Here is a 22,385-nt window from a genome sequence, read left to right on the forward strand (position 1 = left end):
GCCCCTCGCACCGGCGAAGTGGCCCCGGAGCAGGCCGGATCACCCGCCCCGCGCCGTCCCCGCCGGCCGGGGCCGCCGGGCGATGCCGCGCCCTGCCCCGGGCGGCCGTCCGGCGGCCCGGCGTGTCCCGGCCGCCGCCGGGGGACGGCTACCCGGCCTGCCGCAGGTACGCCGCGGTCTCCGGGTCCGCCGGCAGGAAGGTCTCCATCGCCAGCTCGGACACGGTGACGTCCACGGGCGTGTTGAACGTCGCGATGGTGGAGAGGAAGGACAGGCGCCTGCCGTCGTGCCGGATCACCATGGGCAGGGCCAGCCGGCTGCTCTCCCCCGCCCGCTCCTCCCCGCCCGGCGGCAGCGGATAGCCGCTCACCTCCTCGTACAGCTCCCGCAGCGGGCGGGAACGCAGCAGGGCCAGCTGCCGGCGCATCTGGTCCAGCAGGTGGCCGCGCCACTCGCGGAAGTTGAGGATGCGCGGGGCGAGCCCCTCGGGGTGGAGCGTGATCCGCATGGCGTTCATCGGCGGTTCGAGCAGCCAGGGCGCCACGTCCGCCATCAGCATGCCGATCCCCGAGTTCGCCGCCCACACCTGGTAGGTCCCGTCGACGACCAGGGCCGGGAAGGGCTCGTAGCCGGTCAGCAGCCGGTCGATGCCGAGCCGCAGCACGTCGAGGCCGGGCGAGTCGAGCGAGGACTCCGGGTAGTACGGGGCGTGGCCCGCGGCGACCAGCAGCGCGTTCCGCTCCCGCATGGGGACGTCGAGGTGCTCGGCGAGGCGCAGCACCATCTCCTGGCTCGGCCGGGACTTGCCGGTCTCGATGAAGCTGATGTGCCGGGCGGAGGAGTCCGCGCGCAGGGCGAGCTCCAGCTGACTCACCCCCGCCCGCTGCCGCCACTCGCGCAGCAGGGGGCCGACTCCCGGGCTGAGGGTGGCGGTGGTCATGTTCCGGAGGATACCTCCCACCGCGGCGCCCGCCGTTTCATACTGGCTGCGGCAACGCCGCCCCCGTCCCCGGCCCGGCGGCCCCGCCCGGCTCCCGGCCGTCCCACCCGCGCGCGGACTCCCCGGGCGCGCGGGCCCGGACTCCCCGGGCGCGCCGCCGCGGACGGGCCCGATCGGTGCTGACGGCAGGTCAGTTGACGTTCATTCCGTGAAAGGATGCGAACTTCACCAGGTTGCACAGCTTTCATGCCCGACAGCTCCGTGACTCCCGGATGAGGAAGGAAGGCAGCATGCCCGAAAAAGGCGAAGGCGTCCTGCGGGAGGTCGACGTCAACGTCCCGAGCGTGGCGCGCATCTACGACTACGCGCTGGGGGGCAAGGACAACTACGCCGTGGACCGCGAGGCCTACGACCAGCTGGAGGCGCTCGCCCCCAGCGCGCGGCCGCTCGCCATCAACAACCGGCGCTTCCTGCGCCGCGTCGTGCGCGTCCTGGCCGAGGACTACGGCATACGGCAGTTCCTCGACCACGGTTCCGGGCTGCCGACCCAGGACAACGTGCACCAGGTCGTCCAGCGCATCGACCCGGAGGCCCGGGTGGTGTACATCGACAACGACCCCATCGTCCTGGCCCACGGCCGGGCCCTGCTGGAGGAGAACAGCAACACGGCGGTGATCCAGGCGGACTTCAGGGACACCGAGGCCATCTTCGCGCACCCCGACGTCGAGCGGTTGATCGACCTCTCGCAGCCCGTGGCCGCCCTGTTCGTCTCGGTGCTGCACTGCATTCCCGACAGCGACGACCCGGCGGGCCTGGTGCGGCGGGTGGCCGACCGGCTGCCCTCCGGCAGCTTCCTGGTGATCAACCAGCTGATCGGCGAGGACCCCGAGGTCAGGGAGCGGATCACCCGGCTGATGGTGGAGTCCACCCAGGGCGCCTGGGGCCGGATGCGGGAACGCTCCGACGTCAGGCGGTACTTCGAGGGCCTGGAAATCCTGGAGCCGGGCCTGGTGGAGATCAGCACCTGGCGCCCGGACAGCGAGCTGGGGCCGCGTCAGCTGACCGACGAGTGGATCGAGTTCGGCGGCGTGGGCCGCAAGCCCTGACCCGCCCACGCTCCGCACCCGGCGCCGGCTCCGGCCGCTCCGGGTGCAGACGGGCCCGGGGCCCGCGCCGCGCGGCGTTGCGCCGTCTCGCGGTGCGGGCCCCGGGCCCGTTTCCGTCTTTCCGTGGGCCGGCCGGGCGGCCCTCCGCGCTCACATCCGCTTGAGGCCGTCGAGCAGCCGCAGATTGTCCAGCACGTCGGGCGTCTTGCCGTGCGGCTCGGCCACGGCGCACAGGCTGTCCATGACCGCCAGGTAGTCCTCGACGTCCTCGCGCTTGTCCAGGTAGAGCGCGCTGTTGAGCTGCTCCAGGTAGACGATGTCGGGCAGGTCGGGCTCGAGGAAGCGCAGGATGGTGACCGGCCCGCCCGCGGCGGACAGGCCGCCGAGCCGGAAGGGCGCGATCTGCAGCGTGATGTTGGGGCGTTCCGACATCTCGCGCAGGTGCCGGATCTGCCGGCGCATCGCCTCGGCGCCGCCGAGCGGCCGTTGCAGCGCGGCCTCGTCGACCACCGCCCACAGTTTGGGCGCGTGGGCGCGCATCAGCAGCTCCTGCCGCGCCAGCCGCAGCTCGACGCGGCGGTCGACCTGCCGCCTGGTGGCGCGCGGGTTGCCCAGCTCGATGCAGGCGCGGGCGTAGTCCGCCGTCTGGAGCAGCCCCGGCACGAACTGCACCTCGTAGGTGCGGATGACCGAGGCGGCCTCCTCCAGGCCGATCAGCGTCTCGAACCAGCTGGGCAGCACATCGCTGTACTGCTGCCACCAGCCCGGAGTGCTCGCCTTCCTGGCCAGTTCGAGGAACTGGTTGCGCCGCTCCTCGTCGTGCACGCCGTAGAGCGTGAGCAGGTCGGCGATGTCCCGCTCCTTGGCGCCGACGCGGCCGAGTTCGAGTCGGCTGATCTTGGCGTGCGAGCCGCGGATGGCGTCCCCCGCCGCCTCCCTCGTGATGCCGCAGCTCTCCCGCAGCCGTCGCAGATTGGTGCCGAGCACGATCCGCAGTACCGTCGGACCGCCTCTGGGGTGGGAGAGAAGGTCTCTCACCCCGGAGGCGGGACCCGCTTGTGCTGACGCCATGGTTGTGTCCCCTGAGTGTTGAATTCGCGCCCAGTGTTGCACTGTTCGGGCGAGGCGTACAGTCGCCCCCGCGCGACTCAGGGTGATTCGGTCAGTCGGTGCCGGCGATGTAGTCGTCGAAGTCGCCGTCCTTCGCGCCGAGCACGAAGGCGGTCATCTCCGCGCGGGTGTAGATGAGCGCCGGCCCCTTCGGGTCACGCGAGTTGCGCACCGCCACGTCGCCGCCGGGCAGCCCCGCCACCTCGACGCAGTTGCCGTTCGGGTTGCTTCGCCTGCTCTTGCGCCAGACCGCTCCGGCGAGCTGGTCGGCCGGAACACCGTTGACGAACTGCGGCATTGTCACTCCTACGTTCGCATTCGTACTTGCCGACCCGCGTGGGGTGCGGGACGGCCACTGACGGCATAGTGCCCCAAGGAGCCGCGTTCTTGCACCTGTTCTTGCAGATGTTCTTGCATTCGTAGCGTGTAGGCGTCCTTGCAGACGCCCTTGCAGGTGTCCTTACATCGGTTCGTGCATCCGTGCTTACGCCTGTTCTTTCGGATGCACTTGCAGCGATACGCTCGGTTCGGTGAGGATGGACCCAGCGGAGTCATCACGCCGGTCAGGACAGCAGTCAGCGGAGGTCTTCATGACAGCTTTTCCGTTCGCCGCCCTGGCGCCCCACCAGGCGCCTACGGCCAGGAGCGGAGCCGCTGACTCGGCCGGATTCGCCACCTTCCCCCTGGCCAGCGCGCCGGAAGCCTCCAGGTCCGCGCGGGAGATGACCCGCAGCACGCTGCACGGCTGGGGCCTGGACGAGCTCGCGGACGACGCCATGGTGATCGTCTCGGAGCTGGTCACCAACGCCGTGCGCTACGGGCTCGGCGCCGCCCGCCGCGACCGGCCGCTGCCCCCCGCCACCCCGGACCAGCCGTTCCTGCTCAGCCTCGTGCACTGCGAACGCTCGGTGCTCTGCGCGGTGTTCGACCCCGGCAGCGAGGTGCCCCAGGTCAAGGAGCCCGACTACTTCCAGGAGTCGGGACGCGGCCTGCACGTGCTGGAGTCGCTCGCCGAGAGCTGGGGCTGGACCACCCCCGACCGGCACGGCAAGGCGGTGTGGGCACTGCTCGTCGCCGGCGACGTCATGCGGCCCCTGTCCCGCTCCGACCCCGAGTGGGAGCCGCTGACCAGGCTGCTGCTGCTGCTCGAACTGCTCAGCGGTCCCTCGTGGCTGAAGGCCCTCGGCTCCTCCGCGGTGCCGCACACCGCGGGCTGAGCGCCGCCTCAAGCACCAGGCAGAGCGCGTCGAGCGCCGCCGCGAAGCCGTGTTCCGGCGGCGCGCCGTAGCCCACCACTATTCCCTCGGGGATTCCCTCGGGTATGACCTCGGGTATTCCCTCGGGTCCTTCACCTCCCCCACCCCCCTCGCGCTCCCCACGCCGCTCCCGGCTCTCGTGCGCCGGTCCCTCCCGCTCCCCCGGGCTCGCCTGATGCCGGTACGCCGCCAGTCCGCTCAGCCCCACCCCCCGCCGCCGCGCCTCCCGCAGCACCCGCCGCTCGGCGCCCGCGGGGAGTTCCACCACGGCGTGCAGGCCCGCGGAGATCCCCGTGACCCGCAGCCCGGGAAGACGCGCCGCGAGCGCGGCGACGAGCTGGTCGCGCCGCCGCCGGTAACGCTGCCGCATCCGCCGCACGTGCCGGTCGTAGCCCCCCGACTCCAGGAAGTCCGCCAGGGTCAGCTGGTCCAGGCTCCCGGTCGTCAGCTCCCACGGGCCCTTGACCGCAAGCACCTCCTCCACCAGCCCCGCCGGCAGCACCAGCCAGCCCAGCCGCACCCCGGGGCCCAGGCTCTTGCTCACCGAGCCCAGGTACCCCACCCGCTCCGGGTCCAGGCTCTGCAGGGCCCCGAGCGGCTCCCGGTCGTAGCGGTACTCGCCGTCGTAGTCGTCCTCGATCACCAGGCCGCCGCTCTCCCTGGCCCAGTCCACGACGGCCGCGCGGCGCTCGGGGTGCAGCCAGGCGCCCGTGGGGAACTGGTGGGCCGGGGTCAGCAGCACGGCCCCGGCCTGGCGCCCCGCCAACTCGCCTACGACCGCGCCTCGTTCGTCGACCGGCAGCGCGGTGGTGCGTACCCCTTCCGCCGCGAGGAGCCGGTGCTGGGCGAACAGTCCGTACGACTCGACGGCCAGCGTCCGGCGCCGAATCCGCGGCACCCGCGCCAGCAGCCCGAGCCCGTGGTGGAAGCCGGAGCAGACCACGATCCGCCCCGGCTCTGCGAACACCCCGCGCGCCCTGGCCAGGTAGTCGGCCAGGGCCAGGCGCAGCTCGGGCCGGCCGCGGGGATCGCCCACGCCGAGCGCCTCCCGCGGCGCGGCGCCGAGCGCGCGGCGCGCCGAACTCAGCCAGGCCGCCCGCGGGAAGGCCGCCACGTCGGGCCGGCCAGGCAGCAGGTCGTGCACGGGACGCGGCGCCGCCTCGGGCCGCGGCGGCGGGGACGCCTCGGCCGCCGGGCCTGAGGCGGCGCGCGGGGCGACCCTGGTGCCCGAGCCCTGCCTGGCGACCAGCCAGCCCTCGGCGGCCAGCTCGGCGTACGCCCCGGCCACCGTGTTGCGCGCGATGCCGAGATCCGCGGCCAGGGAACGCGAGGAGGGCAGCCGGGTGCCGGGCGCCAGCCGCCCGGACCTGATGGCATCCCGCAGCCCGCGCATCAGCCCGGCCCGCGGCCCGCCCGCACCGCCCGGATCCAGGTGCAGGTCGCGGCCCGCACCGCCCGAGGGGATGGCCCGGCTACCCACCGCCCCAGTGCACCACACCCCCGCCCGCCCCCCGCGCGCGCCCACCACCCCGCGCCCCGCGGTGACGCCGGAGCTCCCCTTTCCCGGGGCCGCGCCGGGGGTGGGCGGCGCTCCTGCGCGCCGGGGGTGGGCGGCGCCCCTGCGGCTACGCCCCGGTCCGCCCCGCGGCCCGGCTGAACGCCTCTTCCCGGTCCCGCCCCAGCACCGAGACGATCCGCTCGGCCGTCTCCGCGAGCCCCGGCACCAGATAGAAGTGGCCGCCGGGGAACACGTGCAGCTCGAACCCCCCGTCGGTGTGCCCCTCCCAGGCCCGCGCCTCCTCCAGGGTCACCCGCGGATCGGCGTCCCCGACGAACACGCTGACCGGGGCGCCGATCCTGGCCCCCGGCTCACCGCGGTAGGTCTCGATGGCCCGGTAGTCCCCGCGGATCGCGGGCAGCACGAGCCGCAGCAGCTCCTCGTCGCCGAGAACGTCGTTCTCCGTCCCGTTCAGCCGCCGCAACTCGGCGATCAGCCCGGCGTCGTCACGCTGATGCACCGTCTCGTGACGGTAGGTGCCCGGCGCGCGGCGGCCCGAGGCGATCAGCCGCACGAGCGGGGCCACCCCGGGGCGGCCCTGGAGGAGCCGCGCGGTCTCGAAGGCGACGATCGCGCCCATGCTGTGCCCGAAGAACGCCCACGGCCTGCCCGCCCACGGCACCAGCGCCTCCGCGATCGAGGCGGCCAGCTCCCGCACATCCCCGAACAGGGGCTCAGCCCTGCGGTCCTGCCGCCCCGGATACTGCACGCACAGCACCTCGACGCCGGGGCTCAGCCGCCGCGACAGGGGCTGGAAGAAGGTGGCGGAGCCCCCCGCGTGCGGAAAGCACACCAGCCGCAGGCTCCCCTCGCGCGCCGGATGGAAGCGCCGCACCCACAGCTCACCGTCCGCCATCCTCTCCTCCTCCGCTCCCGCCTCGCCTCCGCGGCCCGCCCACACCACCCCGGCTCGCGCACCCTCCGCTCACAATCCTGCACGCGCCGCTAACGCGCGTCTAAAGCCCCCCCTCGAGCCCCTCCCTCCCGCCAAACCACCGCGAGAGCACCCCACGAAACTTGGTATGGTTGACCCAGTCGCGACGCCCCACCGGGCGCGCACACCCTGTCCGGGTGGCGGAATGGCAGACGCGCTAGCTTGAGGTGCTAGTGCCCGTTTAAGGGCGTGGGGGTTCAAGTCCCCCCTCGGACACTCCCAAAAACCCCAGTTGACCTGGGGTTTTTCTGTTGTCTGGCCTCTTGCGAGGCCCTTCGTGGCCAACCGCGTGGCCAACGGAAATGACCTTGCTCCGTCAGGCCGCGACCGTGGACAACCCGGTCCGGTCCGCGCTCGCGGTCGCGAGCCTCTTCGCCGAGTCGGCCCGGCGCCGGCCGTAGGCCCGCATCGTGCAGCCCGGGTTGTGGTGGCGGGCGTTCGCCGCAACCTCGACGAGGTTCTCGCCCGCGTCGAGATCATCGTTGATCTTGCTCGCGCGCGAGTCGTGGAGCCGGAACTTCCCCGGCAGACCAAGGCGCTTGCGGACCGTGCGCCAGCGGGCCGTCACCTTGTCGGGCCTCTACCAGGTCGGGAGGGCCGCCCCGTTGCCTTCGACGTCGATGGCCCGCAACCGAGGCCACGACTCGTGCTTCACGCGATGGGCCCCGCCGCGTCAAGGGAGCGCTCGGCGACGCGGTTGAGGTGGTACTCGAAAACCTTCTGCGCGTCCGGGTTGAGGGTCGCCAGGGACACCATGCTCGTGAGGATGACGTCGCACAGTTCCTTCTCCACATCGGTCCAGGTGTGGCTGGCGCCCTTCCTCGGATTCGAGCCCATGGCCCCGTGGATGGCCTCCGCGACCTCCCCCGCTTCCTCCTGGATCTTGATCACGCGCAGCAGACGTGTCAGCTCCGGGGGGTTGGTGTTGTTGGCATCGAGCCATTCCACGAGGCGCGCGATCGTGGTCCAGGTCGCCGAGTCCATGTGCTCACCGATTCGTGAGGGAGGTGGGGCGCCAACTGTCAGAAGAGAGTTTCTGCGGCCGGCGTGACGGACGGGTCGGACACTACCAAGGGGCCGGCGTTGGGAAGGCGGAGTTCGCCAGCCATCGCGGAGTGGTCGTCGCCCTGCGCCCACTGTTCACCTGGGCCAAGCGGAACGGATTGATCTTCTCCAACCCCACCAGCCGGATCAAGATCGGGCAATACGAGTACGCCGTGCTGCAACCGCTCGTCCCCAAGCAAGTCGATCGCTCCGTCGCGACGGCCACCACCCCGGCGACGCGGCTCACCCTCGCCTTCGCAGCGGTCCACGCCGCTCGGGTCGCCCAGATCGCCAACCTCATGCTCGACGACGTCGACCTCGGCAACCGTCGGCTGACCATCGCCGGACGTGTCCGCCCACTCGACGATCTGCCCCGGAAGCTGCCGCTGGACTGGCCGGAGCATCGGCGCCGCCGGTGGCCGAACACCGCGAACCTCCACCTACTGATCAACAACCAGACCGCCACGAAGACCAGCCGCGCCAGTCACCACTGGATCAGCCCCGCGATGCGCGGGCAGGACGCGACGCCGGAACGGCTCCGCGTCGACCGGCAACTCGAAGAGGCCCTGACGCACGGGCCCGACCCCCTCCACCTCGCCGAGGTGTTCGGGCTCGACGAGAAGACCGCCATGCGCTATGCGGACTCCGCACGGGCGCTGCTGCACCAGGCCGCTGAACAGCCACTTCAGTGAGGTTTGCCTGACCGGTCCACGCCGTTGCCGAGGATGAGCACGCCAGGCAGAGTCAGCATCCGGGGCCGATCGGCGGAGACGATGTCAGGGCGAGGGCAGCGTTCCGCAGCTGGGCCGCCCACGTCTGCTGGTCAAGCCCCAACGTGTACTCGATGCAGCAATCGCATTGCGGGATCAGCGCCACGAACGATTGCTCAGCCGCGGTCTCGACCTCCGTCTCCCACCAGTCGTCCGTCGCCAGGTCAGCGGGAGTTATCTCTCCATCGATGAGTCTCGCAGCCATCCGGCGCAGAGCGTGGCGCCGTGCCAGGCCCCGATCCGGCAACCCGATCCCGGACTCGGCAAGTGCCTGCTCGAACGCGTCGCGAATATCGCGGGCATCCGCGTTGCGAGGCCAACCGGCGAGCTCGCACAATGCCGGGGTGTCCAGTCCGGCTGCGAGCGCCTCAGCAGCGATCATCGGCAGTTCCTCCGGGCGTACCTCATCCGCCTGATAACGGCACGCCACTTCACCCAGAGATGCGAGCCCACTCTGCATAGAGGTTTCCGGTTCCGGTGTCGTTCCTTCTGCTCTCATGGCTCCTCCAGTGTCAGTACCGTTTCCAGGGAGGGCACCAAGGGGCCCGCTCGGCACCCACCCCACGTGTTCGCCCGAACCCGGAGGCCGAACCCACGAGAACACCACCGTCCATCCTCGGCTTCCCGCGAAAGGTCCTTCAGTTTCCGCGAACTCGCGGGCCTCTCCGGCCTCGGGACATCGGTACAGCGGGCGCTGAGAACGATCATGGTCAGGACGTGAGGGCGCTGCCCCTGTTCTCCTCCTCGCGGCGGCCTTGCGCTGGGCCGGGGCTGCGGGGAGGGCCTGGCCGCCGTCGGGTGGCCGGCAGCGGGCGAGGAAGTCGGCGACCTTGCCTGGCATGTCGAGCGTGACCGGCAGCTCCGGGGCCGGGGCGTCCTCCTCGGTGGCGGTGTGGTCGGGCAGAAGGTCGGCGACGGCCGTGCGGATGGCGCCGCGGCTGACGCCGTGTTCGCGGGCGAGGGCGGCGATGGAGCGGCCCTCCAGGTATGCGGTGCGCACGTCGGTGGTCTTGCCGGCCGGGACGGCGGGGCGGCGTCCGCCCTTGCTGCCCATGGCCTCAGCGGCGCGCAGCCCGTCGTGGGTCAGCTCGCGCTGGAGGTCGCCGGCGGCGGCGAGGGTCTGCACCGTGAACTCGTACGATTTCCGGCTCCGGCTCAGGCTGGTCGATCGGAGGCATAGCGGGCGAGCGTGGTCTCCACCGCTTGCTCGACGGCGTAGCGGATGTCGGAGGCCGTGGGGTTCCAGTCGGTCAGCAGCATGCGGGGCCACAGGACGTAGTTGGCGATCATCCCGAGGAACTGGTTGGCGGCGCTCTCGGCGTCCGGAACGTCGGCGTTACCGGCCTCGTGCTCCGACTCCAGGTAGCGCTGGACGGAGGTGAAGTAGGGCAGCTTGCCGAGCTGGAACTGCATCCGTCCCAGTTCGGGGAAGCGAGGCAGCTCGGCGATGACGATGCGGAACAGGGCTGTCATGCCGGGCCGGCCGATCAGGTCGGCGTAGCGGTGGCCGATGGAGGTCAGGCCGGAACGCAGATCTCCGGCCTGAGGTCGCGCGACGGCGTCGGTGGCGTCACGCTGCCATGACTCGGTGACGATGGCCTCGAAGAGGGCTGCCTTGGTGGGGAACTGCTTGAACAAGGTGGACTTCGAGACTGCCGCTCCTTCGGCAATGCGCGCGAGGGACGTGCCGTCGTAACCGTGGTTCAGGAAGAGGTCCGTGGCCGCGGAGATGATCGCCTCACGCTTTTGCTGGGCGAGACGGCGGTGGTGCGCGGAGAGCTCTGCTGCCATGCGTGCAGTATGCCCCAGACCCGAGGCGAGTCACTTGACTCGCCTCTTTGGGGCTGCCTACGCTGCAAAGGCGAGTCAAGCGACTCGCATTTGAGGGCGGTGCCCGATGTCTCTCCGGTGCCGTGTGACGAGGGAGTAGCGCATGACAGCCGACAGGATCGCTTTGGTGACCGGTGCGAACCGTGGTCTGGGCCGGAGTACGGCTCTTGCGCTGGCGGCGCGCGGGGTGTGGGTCGTGGTCACTCATCGCGGTGATGTGGCCGGGGCCGAGGAGACGGAGCAGCACGTGCACGCTGCGGGTGGGACCGCCGCTGTCGTGCGTCTCGACATCAGCGACGTCTCCTCTTTCGGAGCCTTCACTTCCGAGCTGAGCGGACTGCTTGAGCGCTGGGGGGCTTCGCGGCTCGACATCGTGGTCAACAACGCGGGGGTGGGTGTCTTCGGCCCACTGGAAGCTGTCACGACCGACGACTTCGACACGGTGTTCGGGACGAACGTGCGGGGCACGTTCTTCCTCATCCAGTCGCTTGTGCCGCTGCTGGCGGAAGGTGCCCGCGTCATCAACGTCTCGTCGTCGTTGACTCGCCACACCAGCCCCGCGACCTCGGTCTACTCCGCCTCGAAGGCCGCCGTCGAGGCCCTGAGCCGCACGCTGGCCGCAGAACTCGGCCCCCGGGGCATCCGGGTCAACAGCATTGCCCCGGGGCCGACCGCCACCGACTTCAACGGCGGTGCCATGCGGGATGACGCCGGTATGCGCCAGGGTCTGGCCGGGCAGACCGCGCTTGGCCGCGTCGGCGAACCCGAGGAGATCGGCGCCGCCATCGCCACGCTGGCGTCCGACGGCCTGCGCTGGATGACCGCCCAGCGCATCGAGGTCTCCGGCGGCGCCCTCCTGTGACCGACCGGGCGGGTCCGTTTCGGGGTCACGGGCAACGGCGCGCCGGATTCATTCCGCGCCAGTCTCGTCTTCATCCGGCTCCGACACGTCCGGGTCGCGCAACGGACGGAGAGCGCCGGCGGCCGGGACGCCGGCGGTGAAGCTGGAGCGGCCGAGTAGGTTCAGGTTGCGGTGCTTGAGCGGGGAGAGCCGGACGATGTCCTCGTCCCGGATCTCGTGGATCTCGGCGCGGAGCTGGGCGACGGCGGCGTCGATGTCCTTCGTGGTCCACAGCACGATGGCGTTGAGGACCGGGCCGAGCGCGCCGAGCCGGTTTCCTCCGTCCCGTCCCGGTACGCCTGGTGGATGGTGCCGCGCTTGCCGTGGCACACGTCCCGGGCCGGCGCGCGCAGGTAGTACCGGTCGACGTGCACGAGCCGGGCCCGGGTCAGCGCCTCGTAGCCGGGATCGACCACGGGGGCCAGGCCGATGGTGCATGCCTCGGACACCCAGCCCGCGCACCAGCTCCGCCAAGTGCTCGGTGACGGGACGCCTTTTGCAGCTGCGGCAGCGTCGACAGCCGCTCCTTCGCCGTCTTGCGCTTCGCGGTGTTCGGCAGCCGGGTGGCCATGAGGACCTGGAACACGTCCAGGGCCTCGTCGATCGCCTTCGCCTCCAGGTGCCGCATCACCGCGGTGAGCATCGCCGTGCGCTTCGGCTCCTGAGCCCGCTCCAGCAGCGGCGCCTTCGACCCCAGCGCGTACCGGGCCAGCACCGAGACCCCGGGCAGCAGCACCCGGTGACGGCGCAGCCGGCCCACCGCATGAGGGCCTGACCGGGGGCCGCGATCCGGTCAGGCCTGGGCCACAGGCGAGGGGCGCTGGGTCCTTCGGGTCTTACCCGAGGGATCACCGCTGGCCGGCCCCGCCGTTGCAGTTCCGCAGGACCAGTGGGGTGCCGTTGGTCTGGGAGCCGTTCGGCACGTCCGCTCAGCGATCGATCTGTGCGCCGGCGATCAGGCGCTCGTCCGCCGACATGGTCGTCGATCCGCCGGGCTCGTAGGGGCAGGTGTTCGCGTACCGGGAGACGCCGGTGGAGTCGGCCAGCCCCGGGCACAGGAACTGGGTGTAGCGGGTGTCGTTGTCGAGGAAGGTCTTGAGCCAGGGGATCACCCGCCGCGTCACCTCGGAGTTGCCCCAGGTGGGGAAACCGTGGCCACCGCCGGAGAGTTCGACGAAGGCCCCCTCGGTGCCCGCGGGCAGGGTGGCGTAGAGCCGGTCGAGGGTGTCCGGCGTGATGGTGCCGTCGTCCCGGGCGCCCATGATCATCGTCGGGACCTGGACGCCGGAGAGGTCCTGGGAGAAGGAGGCGGGTGCCAACGGGACGGCCGCCTTCAGCGAGGGCCGCCGCTGGGCCGCGCTGATGGCGCCGCCGCCGCCCATGGAGTGGCCCATCACCGCGAGCCGCTGGGGGTCGACCCGGTCGCGCACCGGGCTGCTCTGGGTGAGGTAGTCCAGCGCGGCCAGGAGCTGGGTGCCGCGAGCGGTGTCCCAGTCGGTGCGGCTGTTCGTGTCGATGCCGATGACGACGAATCCGAAGGAGGCGATCCAATGCCCCATCCAGGCGCCCTCGGCGTCCCAGGTGGCCGTATAGCCGGGAACGACCGCGACCGCGCCCCAGGTGCCCAGGCTGGTGTCGGTGGGGTAGTAGATCCTGCCGCCGTTGAATCCGTTGCCGGCGGGCACGCTGACCTCGGCGGTGGCGAACGTTCCGCGCTGGGCCGCAACGCTGCTCACCGTCGGGTCCGGGCCCCGCTGGTAGGGGTTGTCCTCGGCCGACGCCGCCGGCATCCCGGTCAGGGTGCCGATCAGGCCGATCAGGACGGTGACGAGTGCCGCCAGGGCCGTCCTCGCCCTCGGCCCGGCTCCGTGGGGTCCGGCTCTCCCGGAGCGCCGGTTCTCGGTGGTTCGTGATCGCATGGTGTACCTCCTGATGTGGGGGTCTGTCCCCCTGCACGCCTGCACGGCGCACAGGAGGACGCGGCCATGACAAGCGATCGCGCTGCCGGAACCGCGCCACCCTTGGGGTGAATACGGTGACGTGCGGCACCGGGGCGTCGTACGGCCCGGGCGTGAGGGCTTCGGTCCGGCGCGCGCGGCTGCTCATCGCGACCCTGAAGAGGTCCTTGAGGTTCTTCCGGTTCTGCTGACGATGAGGGACGGTACTGAGGCACCCGGTGCGCGGCAAGACATCACATTCGCCAACTTCCGGCAGCCGGAGGACGCCGGCGACGGCACCTGCGGCCGGGCGCTCGTCAGGCCCCGGCGGCGCGCCGCGCACTTCCGGCCCGGGCATCCGACGGGAGAGGGAGGCGCGGCCACCCCGGGGCGGCGAGGCGTCGCCCCGGGGTGGCACCTCCGGTGATCCGGCTCAGCAGAGCTGCGTCGAACCGTGGTCGACCAGGTTGCTGTCCCAGATCCAGCCGCTGATCTCCCTGCCGTCGTAGATGCTGACCGCCCGGACATGGCTCCAGGTGTTCCCGGCGCTGTTGTACGTGTAGCAGTGCAGGTAGACCTTGTCCGTGTACCGCGCCATCCCGACCACGCCGCAGCCCGAGTTGGGGCCGGTCCTGATGGGGGCCTCCTCCAGCGCGGCGCGCACGTAGTCCACCCCCGAGTCCTTGTTGGACCAGCTCGGGTGGGTGCAGACCGCGGCGTCCTCGGCGTCTGCGACGGCGCTCGGCGCCGCCCCGAGTCCCACCGCCAAGAACAGCGTGGACAGGCCGAACACCATGGACCGGCGAATTGACCTCATGTCGCTTCCCTCATCTCGCGTCAGGACCGGCTTCCATGGCGTCGGTTCGGACCGGCAGGAATGCGAATCCCCTCCATGACGTTCCGTTACCAAGTCCGGGGTTCTTGCTGGACATGGGCACCCGAACGCCGAAGGCTCCGCTCCGTCATCCATTTGCGGACGACAACATAGCCTGCACATGCACCGATGGGGAACGCCCGTGCGACTCTTCCGCCGTCCTGAGCTGTCGTCGGGGGACGGCTTCTCCGGCCGGTCCCCGGCGCCGCAGCGGAGGGATGAATCATGGTGTGGCGAGCCGGCCGCGGGCTTCGGCCCGCCTCGCGTGGCCAACGCGTGGCCGACAACGGTCGGCACCAGGCGCGAAGACCTGCTTCATCTCGGCATGCCGATGGGGAAGTCGGGCAGGTCGCGCCAGGTGGTGGGGAGGCCGGCCCGGCGACGGCATCGCCTTACCGGCCTTGCTGCCGGAAGAGGTCGACGATCGAGCCGAGAGCGTCGGCGGGGTTGACGTACTCGGTCTTCTCCCGCTCTACGAACGTGCCGTCCGGCTTGTGTGTCGTGGTCTTCTCGTGCCTCCTGATTCCACGGGTGGCCAGGAGGTACATGCCGAACATGCACGCGATGGCGATGATCCCCACCTCGATCACGGGCATCTTGCCTTTGGTCTCGGTCAGCACCGCGCGGAGCCGATCCCGCTCGGACTCCTCCGCCCACGCCGCCGACAGCACGACCAGGGCAGCGTTCTCCAACGACCGTGGGTCGCGCCCGAGTTCGGCACACGCGGCGTCCACACGGTCCCGGTCGGCAGCCTCGTACATCTGCTTGAGCATGTCCTCAGGCGGCAGGTCGTCGAGGCGCTCGGCGAGGTAGTAGCGGAGCGCCTGATGGACGCCGTCGGTGTCGACTGCGCGAGCGTTGAGCTCGTCGGCAAGCGATGAGGTCGATGAGGTCGATGAGGTCAATGCCAGGCTCCTTCGAGGATGAGCGCGTGGGCGGACCACGCGGGGACGCCGCGGTGGATCGCATGTCGCACCGCCTGACGGACGCACTGGCCGAGCCCTGCCTCCCGCGCCACAAGGAGGGCGCGGATCTCGCCGAGAACGGGGAGCACGTGGGATGCGACGATGTCCCACTGCGGTGCAATGAGCGATCGCAGGCCGACTTGGCGCAGCACGTTGTACAGGCCGAGGTGCTCGCCGAGGCCGACGATGTGGCTGCCCCCCGTGCCGCAGGCTGCCGACAGGATCACCCGCGGCGCGCTGGTCAGTTCAGCGTACTCCCGCCAGCCGAACCGGTGCCTTCGGCCGCGTTCGCCGGACGCGGCGACCGAGTGCGCGAGGGGCAGCGAACCGTCCGCCGCGAGCATCAGCGCCACCTCGCTCTCCTCCGCGCTGGTGTACCCGTGGGCGAGCAGATGGGCGAGGTCGACGTTCGCCAGCAGGTCGGTCACCGCGCCCCGGTCCGCATCGACACCTTCCAGCACGCGCGTTTCGGCCCCGCAGTCCGCCACGTACCGGGCCATCGCGCCGGTGATCTCGGCCGGATCGCCCACGCGGGGGACCGCGACCACCCCCTCGCGCCTGAGTTCCGCCGCCGGCCTACCGGTCACGGTCGACAGCAACGCCACCCAGCCCGGTTCGTAGGAGCAGGTCACGCGGTCGAAGGCAGCCACGTGCCACGGCAGGTCCCGCCAGCCGGCGAACGGGATGACGACCAGGTGGTCATCGGGTTCGAGGTGCTCGTCGAGCAACTGATCCAGCCAGGCCCGGCAGGTGTGCCACCCGGCGACGCCGAACGGGTCGCCGGCCCGCCCGGCCCGCCACGTCGACAGGCGCCATCTCATGCGCCTGGCCACCCGGCCGAGGTCGGCGTCCGGCAGCGGAACTGCCGTGCCGGCGACGGAACCTGCGGCGTCGACCACGGTGATCAACGCCCGGGTATCGGTGCCGTCGCTCACCCACTCCAGCACCCCGACGCGGCCCCGGCCCGGCGCGATCTCGGCCACTACCGCGTCGTCGAGTCCGTGCTGCCGCCACGCCTGCTTCTCTCCCTCACGCCGTACCGCCCGGCCGGCCATGCCCCGGCGAAGCTCGCCGGCGAGCCGGAGATCCGCCTGCGTGGCACCGGGCTCGGCGAACAGCTCTGAAGTGACCAGGTCGACCTCGCTCGCGGTGTGCCCACCCGCCAGGGCGGCGGCGCCGATCCCGCTGTCGTGGCCGAGTTGGGCGGTGTTGTTGAGGTGGGACGTCAGCGCCTGCCGGGCCCTCGCCAAGAGGCCGATACGGATGCAATGCGCCGCGATGTACAGGTGGGCGTCGAAGGTGGCGGTGCCGAACTCCTCGGACAGCACGCCCGGCATGCGAACCCACGAGCGCAGTGCCGTATCGGGTCGATGGGTCTCGTCGTACAGCGCGGACAGGTAGAGCGCGCGGTGTGCCACGTGGGCGTCGCGTTCTGCCTGCGCTTGCTTGAGCACGGTCTCCACTCCGGCCCGGACGCGGTCGACGAACGCGCGCCGGGCGGCGTCGACCTCGGTGGCCCCCCTGATGAGGAACGCAGTCGCGGCGAACAGGTCCCGACTGGGGTCGGCCGGTTGGTGCTCGCCCATCGCGGGGCCGATCAGGTCGGCATCCGGCTCCCGGCCGCCGATCGCCTGGCACCACAGCGCCTGCGCTGCGAACCGCCCGACCTGCCAGGCCGCCCGGTCCCGCAGCGCCCTGGTGTAGGCGGCGCGCGCGTGGGCGGCGGCCTCCGTGTACCTGCCGAACCGGAGCAGCGTCGCCATGAGCGTCTCGTGCAGGGGCGGTTGCGGGTCTGTCGTCTCTGCGAGCAGGGCTTCCAACTGCGCCAGTGCCGTGGCGGGTGAGCCCAGCTCGCGCACCAGCCGCGCACGCGCGATGCCAAGGCCCTGCTTGCCCGTTGGCTCGTCGAGCACCTCCTGCGGCGCCGAGTCCAGTAACGCCAGCGCGTCAGCGCGCCGACCGAGCGCACGCAGTGCGCTTGCGCGCAGTTCGAGCAGCTCGCAACGGGCGGTGACGGGCATCTGGTCCTCGTCTGGCCCTGGTGCTTCGCCGGCCTCCTCGATCAGACGGTTCGGCATACGCATCTCGAAGAGCTGACGGCAGTACCACACGGTCACTTCGGCGGCCTTGGCCGGGTGCGCCGCACGCATGGCGTCCGCGACCCGTTTCAGGTCGTCGCTGCGGCGCGCCTCGACCAGCGCCATGGACTCGGCCTGGGTGATCCGCAGCAAGGCGTCCACATCCTGGCCGTCTCGGTTCAGGATGGCGATGACGAGGTCGGCGACCTCCTCGATCGGATGGTGGAGTCGCGTGCCGTCGTAGAGGGACAGGTGCTGCTCGCCGAAGCCGGCCTCGTGGTACGCCTCCTGCATGCACCTCATGAATGTCTCGACGTTCGCCCGGGTCACCACGCCGTTTCTGTGATCCGTCAGCGTCAGGCCCAGCAGCTCCGCGCCCGCGTAGCGAGCGCTGTCGGGCGGAATCGTCCGATGGAGCCGGTCCACCGACACCGCGAGTCCGGGGACCTCGGCCACCCCGCGGCCCCCCGCGATACGCAGCTTCAGCTCCCACCACAGCCAGATGAGGGCCCACCGGTCCGCGAGGGGATCCGGTTCGCCGACCCGGGCATGGAGACTCGCGCGCAGCGCCTCCTGACGGTACGTGTCCATGCTTGCGAGGTCGTCTCGCGTCGGGGGCGGGACGTCTGCCAGGCGCTGAGCGAACCGGAGCGGATCACCCAGAAATGCCGTCCGGTCCACGTACTCACTCAGGTCCTCCTCCCACGTCCCCACGCCCAGGCCGCAGGACCAGTCCCGCAACATCCACGTCCACATTCTCGCTTGCAGTGACTCGGCCCGGCCTTCGACGTGGTCCTGTCCCTCGCCACACGCAGCGCTCGCGAGGACATTGATCCCCGGCACCCGTCCGGTCATCGCCACTCCGGCCGCCGCCATCACCGGAGCGGTGAACAACCGCCAGTTGTCGCACAGGTACCTCGCATCTCCCCTGTCGTGCGCGCCACCGGTCATCACGGGAAGAAAGACGCGTACCCGCCGATCGATCAGGTCCCTGGCGACACGGCGAAGCTTCTCGTGATCAGCGACGACCTCGACGATCGCGGTGACATCGGAGAACTCCTCTGCCAGATTGGCCGGCGCGACGTGTTCTCCCGGCGCCACATACAGGCGGCCTGCTTCGCTGTCGTGAAACGCCACGGTCGCCAGCGCGTCCTGCCGGCACCCGGCCTCGCACCACACGTGGTCGAGGTCGCCAGTCAGCAGGTCGGCGATTCCTGACACTTCCAGATCAGCGACGACGCGCCCTGGACCTGACCCCTCGCGTGCAGGTGCCGGCCCCCCGCATTGAGCACATCTGGCCACGACGTCATTCTGGTGGACGGCGCCAGGGGCTGTCCCGGGTTCTGCAGAGTCCGAGGCCGTGTGATCAGGCGCCTTGCGGGTCGGCAGATGTCACAGCACCGACCGCACCCCCGCTCTGCGGGGGTGCCAGGAAGCCCAGGCTGACGGGCCGTGACGGGGCCCGTGCGGGGCCGTGGGGCGGGGGCGCGTGGGCGGCCGGCGGGCCTGCGGCCGGGTCAGGCGCGGCGGGAGTCGAAGCGGAGCAGGACCCGGGCCACCCGCCAGATCCACAGGGCGCCCGCCCCCGTCGCCGCGCTCAGGCCGACGGCGCGGGCGGCGGTGCCTTCCAGGCCCAGGAACCAGATGGGGCTCGCCGGCAGGAGAGCCGCACACCCGGCCAGGAACAGCGCCGAGAAGAAGGCGAAGCCGATCTCCACGGTCATCGCGTCCCGTTCGCTCTCGCTGCGTGGCGCCACGGCTCCCCCTCGTTGTGTCCCGCCTCGGTCACAGGGTACTCGCGGCCGCCCGCGCGAGCGGCGTAGCGCCCGGCCCGGCCGGGGTCAGGGCTCCGAGACGGGCTGGGGCGACGGGGCGATGCGGCGCTGTGGGCGCTCGCCGGAGGGCTGGGGCGGCCGCCGGCGTCCTGCCCGGCGGGTCAGGGGGCGGATGGCGAGGAGGAGACGGAGGAGGGCGGTCAGGACACCGGCGACCGCGGCGACGGATGCGGCAATGGTCACATCGGGCACCCAGGTCATCATCTGCCCGAGCCCCGCCTCGCCGAGGAGTGGCACGGCGGCGAGGCACGGCGCCGCGCCCGCCACACACCACAGAACGGTCACCGTGGCGCGACGCGGCCAGGCGGCCGGCTTCGGCGGGCGGCGCAGGAGCCAGGCGGAACGGCCGGCGGCCAGGGTCAGCGCGACGGCCAGGACGGTGAGGCCCCAGACCGTCACGTGGTATGTGGACGCGGAGGCACCGCCCGGCGCGGATCCGCCCGCGAGCATCCGGGCCGCGCCGAAGCCGACCTGCATGATCGCGTCGTCCTGGAGGAGTCCGTACAGGTTCTGTTGCAGGACCAAGGCGAGGTCTTGATCCGGCAGCAGGAAAAGCATCGCCGAGTAGCCGGGGGTGGCCCCCGTGTGCCAGATCGCGTCGTCCAGTGGCGCTTCCAGGCCGCCGACCCGCCAGCCCAGCCCGTACCCGGTTCCGGTCCCGCCGGGCTGCAGTCTGCCCTCCTCGCGCATGAGGCGCACGGACTCGGGGGTGAGGACGGCATCGCCCTCGGCGGTCGTTCCCGCCCGCAGCTGGAAGGATGCGAACGCGGCCAGGTCGTGCAGGTCGCCGCCGAGATAGCCGTAGCCTGCGCCGTCGTCGTCCACGCCGTCGGCGATGGCGGCGGGAAAGCCCCACAGGAGCTGGTGTCCCGGGGACAGGTGCCGTCGCCTGGCCGTGCCCTGGCCGGTGATGGCGCCGTCCATGCCGGCGGGGGCGAGCACGGACTCCCTGAGGTAGTCGGCGTAGGGACGCCCGGTGACGGCTTCCACCAGGGCGGTGAGGACCAGGTAGTTGGCGCTGGCGTAGGCGTACTCGGCGCCCGGCGGGCCGAGCGGCCCGATGTCGTCCAGGGCCCGCAGGCGTTCCAGGGCGGACGGGCAGTCCGCGTCGACGCAGTCGGTGACCTTGGCGGTGGGCAGCTCGGGGAGGCCGGCGGTGTGGCTGAGCAGGTGGCGCACCGTGATGCGGGAGGCGTGCCCGGGGCCGCCGAAGCGGAAGTCGGGCAGGTGGTCGACCACCCGGTCCTCCAGGCTCAGCCGGCCGTCCTGGACGAGGGTCATCACGGCGGTCGCGGTCACCGGCTTGGCAACCGAGCCCCACAGGAACGGGGTCTCGGCGGTGACGCGGTCGCCTCGCCCGTCGGTTCCCCAGGACCGCTGGTGGAGCGGCCCTTCGGGGCCGACCACGGCATAGGAGAGGCCGGGGGTGTGCGTGGCCTCCATCCGGCCGTGGACGTAGGCGTCGATCGCGTCGTAGTCGACGGCGCCGTCGCCGGATGGCGAGGGGGAGGCGGCGGGTGGCGGGGTGGCCGATGCGGGGGCGGCGGGCGCCCAGAGGAACGGGCACAGCAGCAGGATCACGGCACGCGCGGCGGCGAGCCGTAGCCGGAGGGGCATGGGACTCCTGGGGGCGGAGGACGCGGGCAGGACGGATAACCATATGGCCATACGGTTTTTACCGGATGGCGGTACGGTTATCAAGTGCCGAGGACCGCCGACCACGACCAGCGCCGACGTCAGATCGCCGACGCCGTCTGCACGCTCATCTCCGGTCACGGCCTTGACGCCGTCACCGTGGCCCGCACGGCCGCCACCGCCGGCATGTCGGTCGGCCTGGTGCAGCACTACTTCCGCTCCAAGGACGAGATGCTGCTGCACGCGTTCCAGGAGGTCACCGCCCGCATTCGGGCCCGGGCCGAGGACCGGATCCGGGCCGGCATCGAACACCGGCAGCCCATCTCCTGGGTGCTCGCCGGGGCACTGGCCGAGTTCGTCCCCCTGGACGAGAGGCGCCGCACCGAATTCCGGGTCACCACGGCGTTCGCGGGCCGGGCGCTGGATGCCCCGGCCCTCGCCGAGGTCGACGTCGCCACGGCCCGGCGGCTGCGGGAGGACATCGCCCGGGCCGTCCACAACGGCAAGGAGTGCGGCGAGGTCGACCCCGGCCTCGACCCCTGGCCCGCCGCCGTCCGCCTCGCCGCCGTGACGGAGGGACTGGCGATGCAGGTGCACCGCGATCCGGCCGGAATGAACGGCGTGCCCGCGGCGGAGCTGACGGCATCGATCATCCGGGCCGAACTCGCCGTGGTCTTCACCGGCGAGTGCCGCCAGTACGCCGGGATGTCCGGCTCGTAACGGCCACCCGCGCCGGACCGGCAACGCACCGCGCGGGACCGGCATCGCGTCCGACCCGGGGCGGACGGCGGGGGGCGGAGTGGGACCACGGTCCGATCCGGAAGTGGGGGCCGTGCTCCGACGACGCGGCGGGGGCGGCGGCCGGATCGTTGCCCCATGAGCATTCCGCATCCGTCAACCGCCGTGCCGCAGGCCGCCTTTCCCGGCCGCTGGGTGGGCGGCGCCTCCCTCCTCGCCGGGCCCCCGCTGGTGCTGGCCGGGGTACTGCTCCGCCTGCGCTTCGGCTTCTTCTTTCCGGACCAACTGCGGGCGTACGAGGGGCATCCCGGCCTCATGGCGGCCTCGTACGGGCTGATGTCCGCGGGGTGGGTGCTGCTCTTTCCCGGCGTCGCGCTGCTCGCGGCCCGCATCGCCGCGCGCTTCCGGGAGGTGGCCGTGTGGGGCGGCGTCCTCACCGTCCTCGGCCTGTTCGCGCGCACATTCCACGCCGGGGTCGACCACGCCGGCTTCCGGCTGGTGACCGCCGAGGGGGCGGCCTCGGCGACGCGGACGGTGGGCGAGACCTATGGCGCGTTCCACCCCTTCAGCACGCTCAACGCCGCCGTCATGGGCGGCTGGATACTGCTGGCCTTCGGCGCCTGCCGTGCGCGGGTTCTCGGTCCCCTGCGCGCGGCGGCCCTGGCGCTGGCGGCCGCGATGCCGCTCGGCGTGCTGAAGGGGGCGACCGCCTGGTCGGTCGTGGCCGCCGCGGGGCTGTGTGTGGCCCTGGTTCCGCTGGGGGTGGCCACGGTGCGCGGCGGGCCGGCCCCGCGGGCGGCCACCGCCGCCGGGAGGCTCGCGCTGGTGGGCGCCGCGGGCGTCGCCATGTTCCTCTTCGGGCGGGCCGGATGAG

Annotated in this window: 21 protein-coding genes, 1 tRNA gene and 2 pseudogenes; 7 read left to right on the forward strand and 17 right to left on the reverse strand. The window is 71.9% G+C overall.

The window, feature by feature from the left end:
• Positions 1-148 precede the first annotated feature (148 nt).
• Complete coding sequence (locus D7294_RS22445; protein WP_120682617.1) at positions 149-940, reverse strand: helix-turn-helix domain-containing protein; 792 nt, start codon at positions 938-940, stop codon at positions 149-151.
• A 290-nt stretch (positions 941-1,230) separates the two neighbouring features.
• Here D7294_RS22445 and D7294_RS22450 point away from each other — a divergent pair, with 290 nt between their 5' ends.
• A complete protein-coding gene (locus tag D7294_RS22450; RefSeq protein WP_120682619.1) occupies positions 1,231-2,046 on the forward strand; it encodes an SAM-dependent methyltransferase in 816 nt (271 codons plus the stop codon).
• A gap of 150 nt (positions 2,047-2,196) precedes the next feature.
• Here the strand turns inward: D7294_RS22450 and D7294_RS22455 are convergent, their stop codons facing one another.
• Together D7294_RS22455 and D7294_RS22460 are read right to left on the reverse strand one after the other, a co-directional pair.
• Complete coding sequence (locus tag D7294_RS22455) at positions 2,197-3,117, reverse strand: helix-turn-helix domain-containing protein (protein WP_120682622.1); 921 nt, start codon at positions 3,115-3,117, stop codon at positions 2,197-2,199.
• Between the two features lie 91 nt (positions 3,118-3,208).
• Positions 3,209-3,454: a DUF397 domain-containing protein gene (locus tag D7294_RS22460; protein WP_120682624.1), complete on the reverse strand. Its 246-nt coding sequence runs from the start codon at positions 3,452-3,454 to the stop codon at positions 3,209-3,211.
• A 292-nt stretch (positions 3,455-3,746) separates the two neighbouring features.
• Between D7294_RS22460 and D7294_RS22465 the strand changes: the two genes are divergently transcribed.
• Positions 3,747-4,373 (forward strand): ATP-binding protein, encoded by a 627-nt coding sequence (locus D7294_RS22465; RefSeq protein ID WP_158674683.1) that lies wholly within the window; start codon positions 3,747-3,749, stop codon positions 4,371-4,373.
• Here the strand turns inward: D7294_RS22465 and pdxR are convergent.
• Positions 4,312-5,805, reverse strand: coding sequence for a MocR-like pyridoxine biosynthesis transcription factor PdxR (pdxR, locus tag D7294_RS22470; RefSeq protein WP_120682801.1), 1,494 nt, complete (start codon positions 5,803-5,805; stop codon positions 4,312-4,314). The genes D7294_RS22465 and pdxR overlap by 62 nt on opposite strands.
• A 232-nt stretch (positions 5,806-6,037) precedes the next feature.
• Positions 6,038-6,826 (reverse strand): thioesterase II family protein, encoded by a 789-nt coding sequence (locus D7294_RS22475; RefSeq protein ID WP_120682628.1) that lies wholly within the window; start codon positions 6,824-6,826, stop codon positions 6,038-6,040.
• 209 nt (positions 6,827-7,035) lie between these two features.
• Between D7294_RS22475 and D7294_RS22480 the strand changes: the two genes are divergently transcribed.
• Positions 7,036-7,120, forward strand: a tRNA-Leu gene (locus D7294_RS22480).
• Between the two features lie 100 nt (positions 7,121-7,220).
• Here D7294_RS22480 and D7294_RS22485 read toward each other — a convergent pair.
• Together D7294_RS22485 and D7294_RS22490 are read right to left on the reverse strand one after the other, a co-directional pair.
• On the reverse strand, positions 7,221-7,472 hold the full coding sequence (locus D7294_RS22485) for a hypothetical protein (RefSeq protein ID WP_120682630.1): 252 nt from the start codon (positions 7,470-7,472) through the stop codon (positions 7,221-7,223).
• Positions 7,473-7,555: 83 nt separating this feature from the next.
• Positions 7,556-7,888 carry a MazG-like family protein gene (locus D7294_RS22490; RefSeq protein ID WP_120682632.1) on the reverse strand — a complete coding sequence of 111 codons (333 nt, stop codon included), beginning with the start codon at positions 7,886-7,888 and terminating at the stop codon, positions 7,556-7,558.
• Positions 7,889-8,019: 131 nt separating this feature from the next.
• On the opposite strand from D7294_RS22490, the gene D7294_RS22495 reads away from it, so the two are divergent.
• Positions 8,020-8,640 carry a hypothetical protein gene (locus D7294_RS22495; protein ID WP_241562554.1) on the forward strand — a complete coding sequence of 207 codons (621 nt, stop codon included), beginning with the start codon at positions 8,020-8,022 and terminating at the stop codon, positions 8,638-8,640.
• 52 nt (positions 8,641-8,692) lie between these two features.
• Here the strand turns inward: D7294_RS22495 and D7294_RS33415 are convergent, their stop codons facing one another.
• Positions 8,693-9,844 (reverse strand): hypothetical protein, encoded by a 1,152-nt coding sequence (locus D7294_RS33415; protein WP_241562555.1) that lies wholly within the window; start codon positions 9,842-9,844, stop codon positions 8,693-8,695.
• Between the two features lie 29 nt (positions 9,845-9,873).
• Positions 9,874-10,509, reverse strand: a complete 636-nt coding sequence (locus D7294_RS22505; RefSeq protein WP_120682634.1) for a TetR/AcrR family transcriptional regulator — start codon at positions 10,507-10,509, stop codon at positions 9,874-9,876.
• Between the two features lie 142 nt (positions 10,510-10,651).
• Between D7294_RS22505 and D7294_RS22510 the strand changes: the two genes are divergently transcribed.
• Positions 10,652-11,410 (forward strand): SDR family NAD(P)-dependent oxidoreductase, encoded by a 759-nt coding sequence (locus D7294_RS22510; protein ID WP_120682636.1) that lies wholly within the window; start codon positions 10,652-10,654, stop codon positions 11,408-11,410.
• Positions 11,411-11,458: 48 nt separating this feature from the next.
• Here D7294_RS22510 and D7294_RS22515 read toward each other — a convergent pair.
• The 8 genes and pseudogenes from D7294_RS22515 to D7294_RS22550 all read right to left on the reverse strand — a co-directional run.
• Positions 11,459-11,868 (reverse strand): annotated as a pseudogene (locus D7294_RS22515) (Tn3 family transposase); the annotation flags it as partial.
• A 65-nt stretch (positions 11,869-11,933) separates the two neighbouring features.
• Positions 11,934-12,442, reverse strand: a pseudogene (locus tag D7294_RS34025) (Tn3 family transposase); the annotation flags it as partial.
• A complete protein-coding gene (locus D7294_RS22525) occupies positions 12,379-13,368 on the reverse strand; it encodes a dienelactone hydrolase family protein (protein ID WP_120682640.1) in 990 nt (329 codons plus the stop codon). The gene D7294_RS22525 and the pseudogene D7294_RS34025, both read right to left, overlap by 64 nt.
• A 451-nt stretch (positions 13,369-13,819) precedes the next feature.
• Complete coding sequence (locus tag D7294_RS22530; protein WP_147450897.1) at positions 13,820-14,203, reverse strand: SH3 domain-containing protein; 384 nt, start codon at positions 14,201-14,203, stop codon at positions 13,820-13,822.
• A 449-nt stretch (positions 14,204-14,652) separates the two neighbouring features.
• The gene (locus tag D7294_RS22535) at positions 14,653-15,165 is read right to left on the reverse strand and encodes a hypothetical protein (RefSeq protein WP_120682644.1); all 513 of its coding nucleotides are present in this window, start codon (positions 15,163-15,165) and stop codon (positions 14,653-14,655) included.
• Entirely contained in the window at positions 15,162-18,524 is a 3,363-nt protein-coding gene (locus D7294_RS22540; RefSeq protein ID WP_120682646.1) for a CHAT domain-containing protein, read from the reverse strand. The genes D7294_RS22535 and D7294_RS22540 overlap by 4 nt, the downstream gene beginning before the upstream one ends.
• A gap of 296 nt (positions 18,525-18,820) precedes the next feature.
• The gene (locus D7294_RS22545; protein ID WP_120682648.1) at positions 18,821-19,060 is read right to left on the reverse strand and encodes a DUF6332 family protein; all 240 of its coding nucleotides are present in this window, start codon (positions 19,058-19,060) and stop codon (positions 18,821-18,823) included.
• Between the two features lie 84 nt (positions 19,061-19,144).
• On the reverse strand, positions 19,145-20,755 hold the full coding sequence (locus D7294_RS22550) for a serine hydrolase domain-containing protein (protein WP_120682650.1): 1,611 nt from the start codon (positions 20,753-20,755) through the stop codon (positions 19,145-19,147).
• 84 nt (positions 20,756-20,839) lie between these two features.
• Between D7294_RS22550 and D7294_RS22555 the strand changes: the two genes are divergently transcribed.
• Both D7294_RS22555 and D7294_RS22560 read left to right on the forward strand, forming a co-directional pair.
• Positions 20,840-21,493 (forward strand): TetR/AcrR family transcriptional regulator, encoded by a 654-nt coding sequence (locus D7294_RS22555; protein ID WP_120682652.1) that lies wholly within the window; start codon positions 20,840-20,842, stop codon positions 21,491-21,493.
• 156 nt (positions 21,494-21,649) lie between these two features.
• Positions 21,650-22,384 carry a hypothetical protein gene (locus D7294_RS22560; RefSeq protein ID WP_120682654.1) on the forward strand — a complete coding sequence of 245 codons (735 nt, stop codon included), beginning with the start codon at positions 21,650-21,652 and terminating at the stop codon, positions 22,382-22,384.
• Position 22,385: the final 1 nt, after the last annotated feature.

This window comes from Streptomyces hoynatensis (assembly GCF_003626535.1).
Lineage (GTDB): Bacteria > Actinomycetota > Actinomycetes > Streptomycetales > Streptomycetaceae > Streptomyces > Streptomyces hoynatensis.

What these genes read in the sequence shown, in the direction of transcription:
- D7294_RS22445 (WP_120682617.1), bottom strand. Translation starts at nt 940, where the DNA reads ATGACCACCGCCACCCTCAGCCCGGGAGTCGGCCCCCTGCTGCGCGAG.
- D7294_RS22450 (WP_120682619.1), top strand. Translation starts at nt 1,231, where the DNA reads ATGCCCGAAAAAGGCGAAGGCGTCCTGCGGGAGGTCGACGTCAACGTC.
- D7294_RS22455 (WP_120682622.1), bottom strand. Translation starts at nt 3,117, where the DNA reads ATGGCGTCAGCACAAGCGGGTCCCGCCTCCGGGGTGAGAGACCTTCTC.
- D7294_RS22460 (WP_120682624.1), bottom strand. Translation starts at nt 3,454, where the DNA reads ATGCCGCAGTTCGTCAACGGTGTTCCGGCCGACCAGCTCGCCGGAGCG.
- D7294_RS22465 (WP_158674683.1), top strand. Translation starts at nt 3,747, where the DNA reads ATGACAGCTTTTCCGTTCGCCGCCCTGGCGCCCCACCAGGCGCCTACG.
- pdxR (WP_120682801.1), bottom strand. Translation starts at nt 5,805, where the DNA reads ATGCGCGGGCTGCGGGATGCCATCAGGTCCGGGCGGCTGGCGCCCGGC.
- D7294_RS22475 (WP_120682628.1), bottom strand. Translation starts at nt 6,826, where the DNA reads ATGGCGGACGGTGAGCTGTGGGTGCGGCGCTTCCATCCGGCGCGCGAG.
- D7294_RS22490 (WP_120682632.1), bottom strand. Translation starts at nt 7,888, where the DNA reads ATGGACTCGGCGACCTGGACCACGATCGCGCGCCTCGTGGAATGGCTC.
- D7294_RS22505 (WP_120682634.1), bottom strand. Translation starts at nt 10,509, where the DNA reads ATGGCAGCAGAGCTCTCCGCGCACCACCGCCGTCTCGCCCAGCAAAAG.
- D7294_RS22510 (WP_120682636.1), top strand. Translation starts at nt 10,652, where the DNA reads ATGACAGCCGACAGGATCGCTTTGGTGACCGGTGCGAACCGTGGTCTG.
- D7294_RS22525 (WP_120682640.1), bottom strand. Translation starts at nt 13,368, where the DNA reads ATGCGATCACGAACCACCGAGAACCGGCGCTCCGGGAGAGCCGGACCC.
- D7294_RS22530 (WP_147450897.1), bottom strand. Translation starts at nt 14,203, where the DNA reads ATGAGGTCAATTCGCCGGTCCATGGTGTTCGGCCTGTCCACGCTGTTC.
- D7294_RS22550 (WP_120682650.1), bottom strand. Translation starts at nt 20,755, where the DNA reads ATGCCCCTCCGGCTACGGCTCGCCGCCGCGCGTGCCGTGATCCTGCTG.
- D7294_RS22560 (WP_120682654.1), top strand. Translation starts at nt 21,650, where the DNA reads ATGAGCATTCCGCATCCGTCAACCGCCGTGCCGCAGGCCGCCTTTCCC.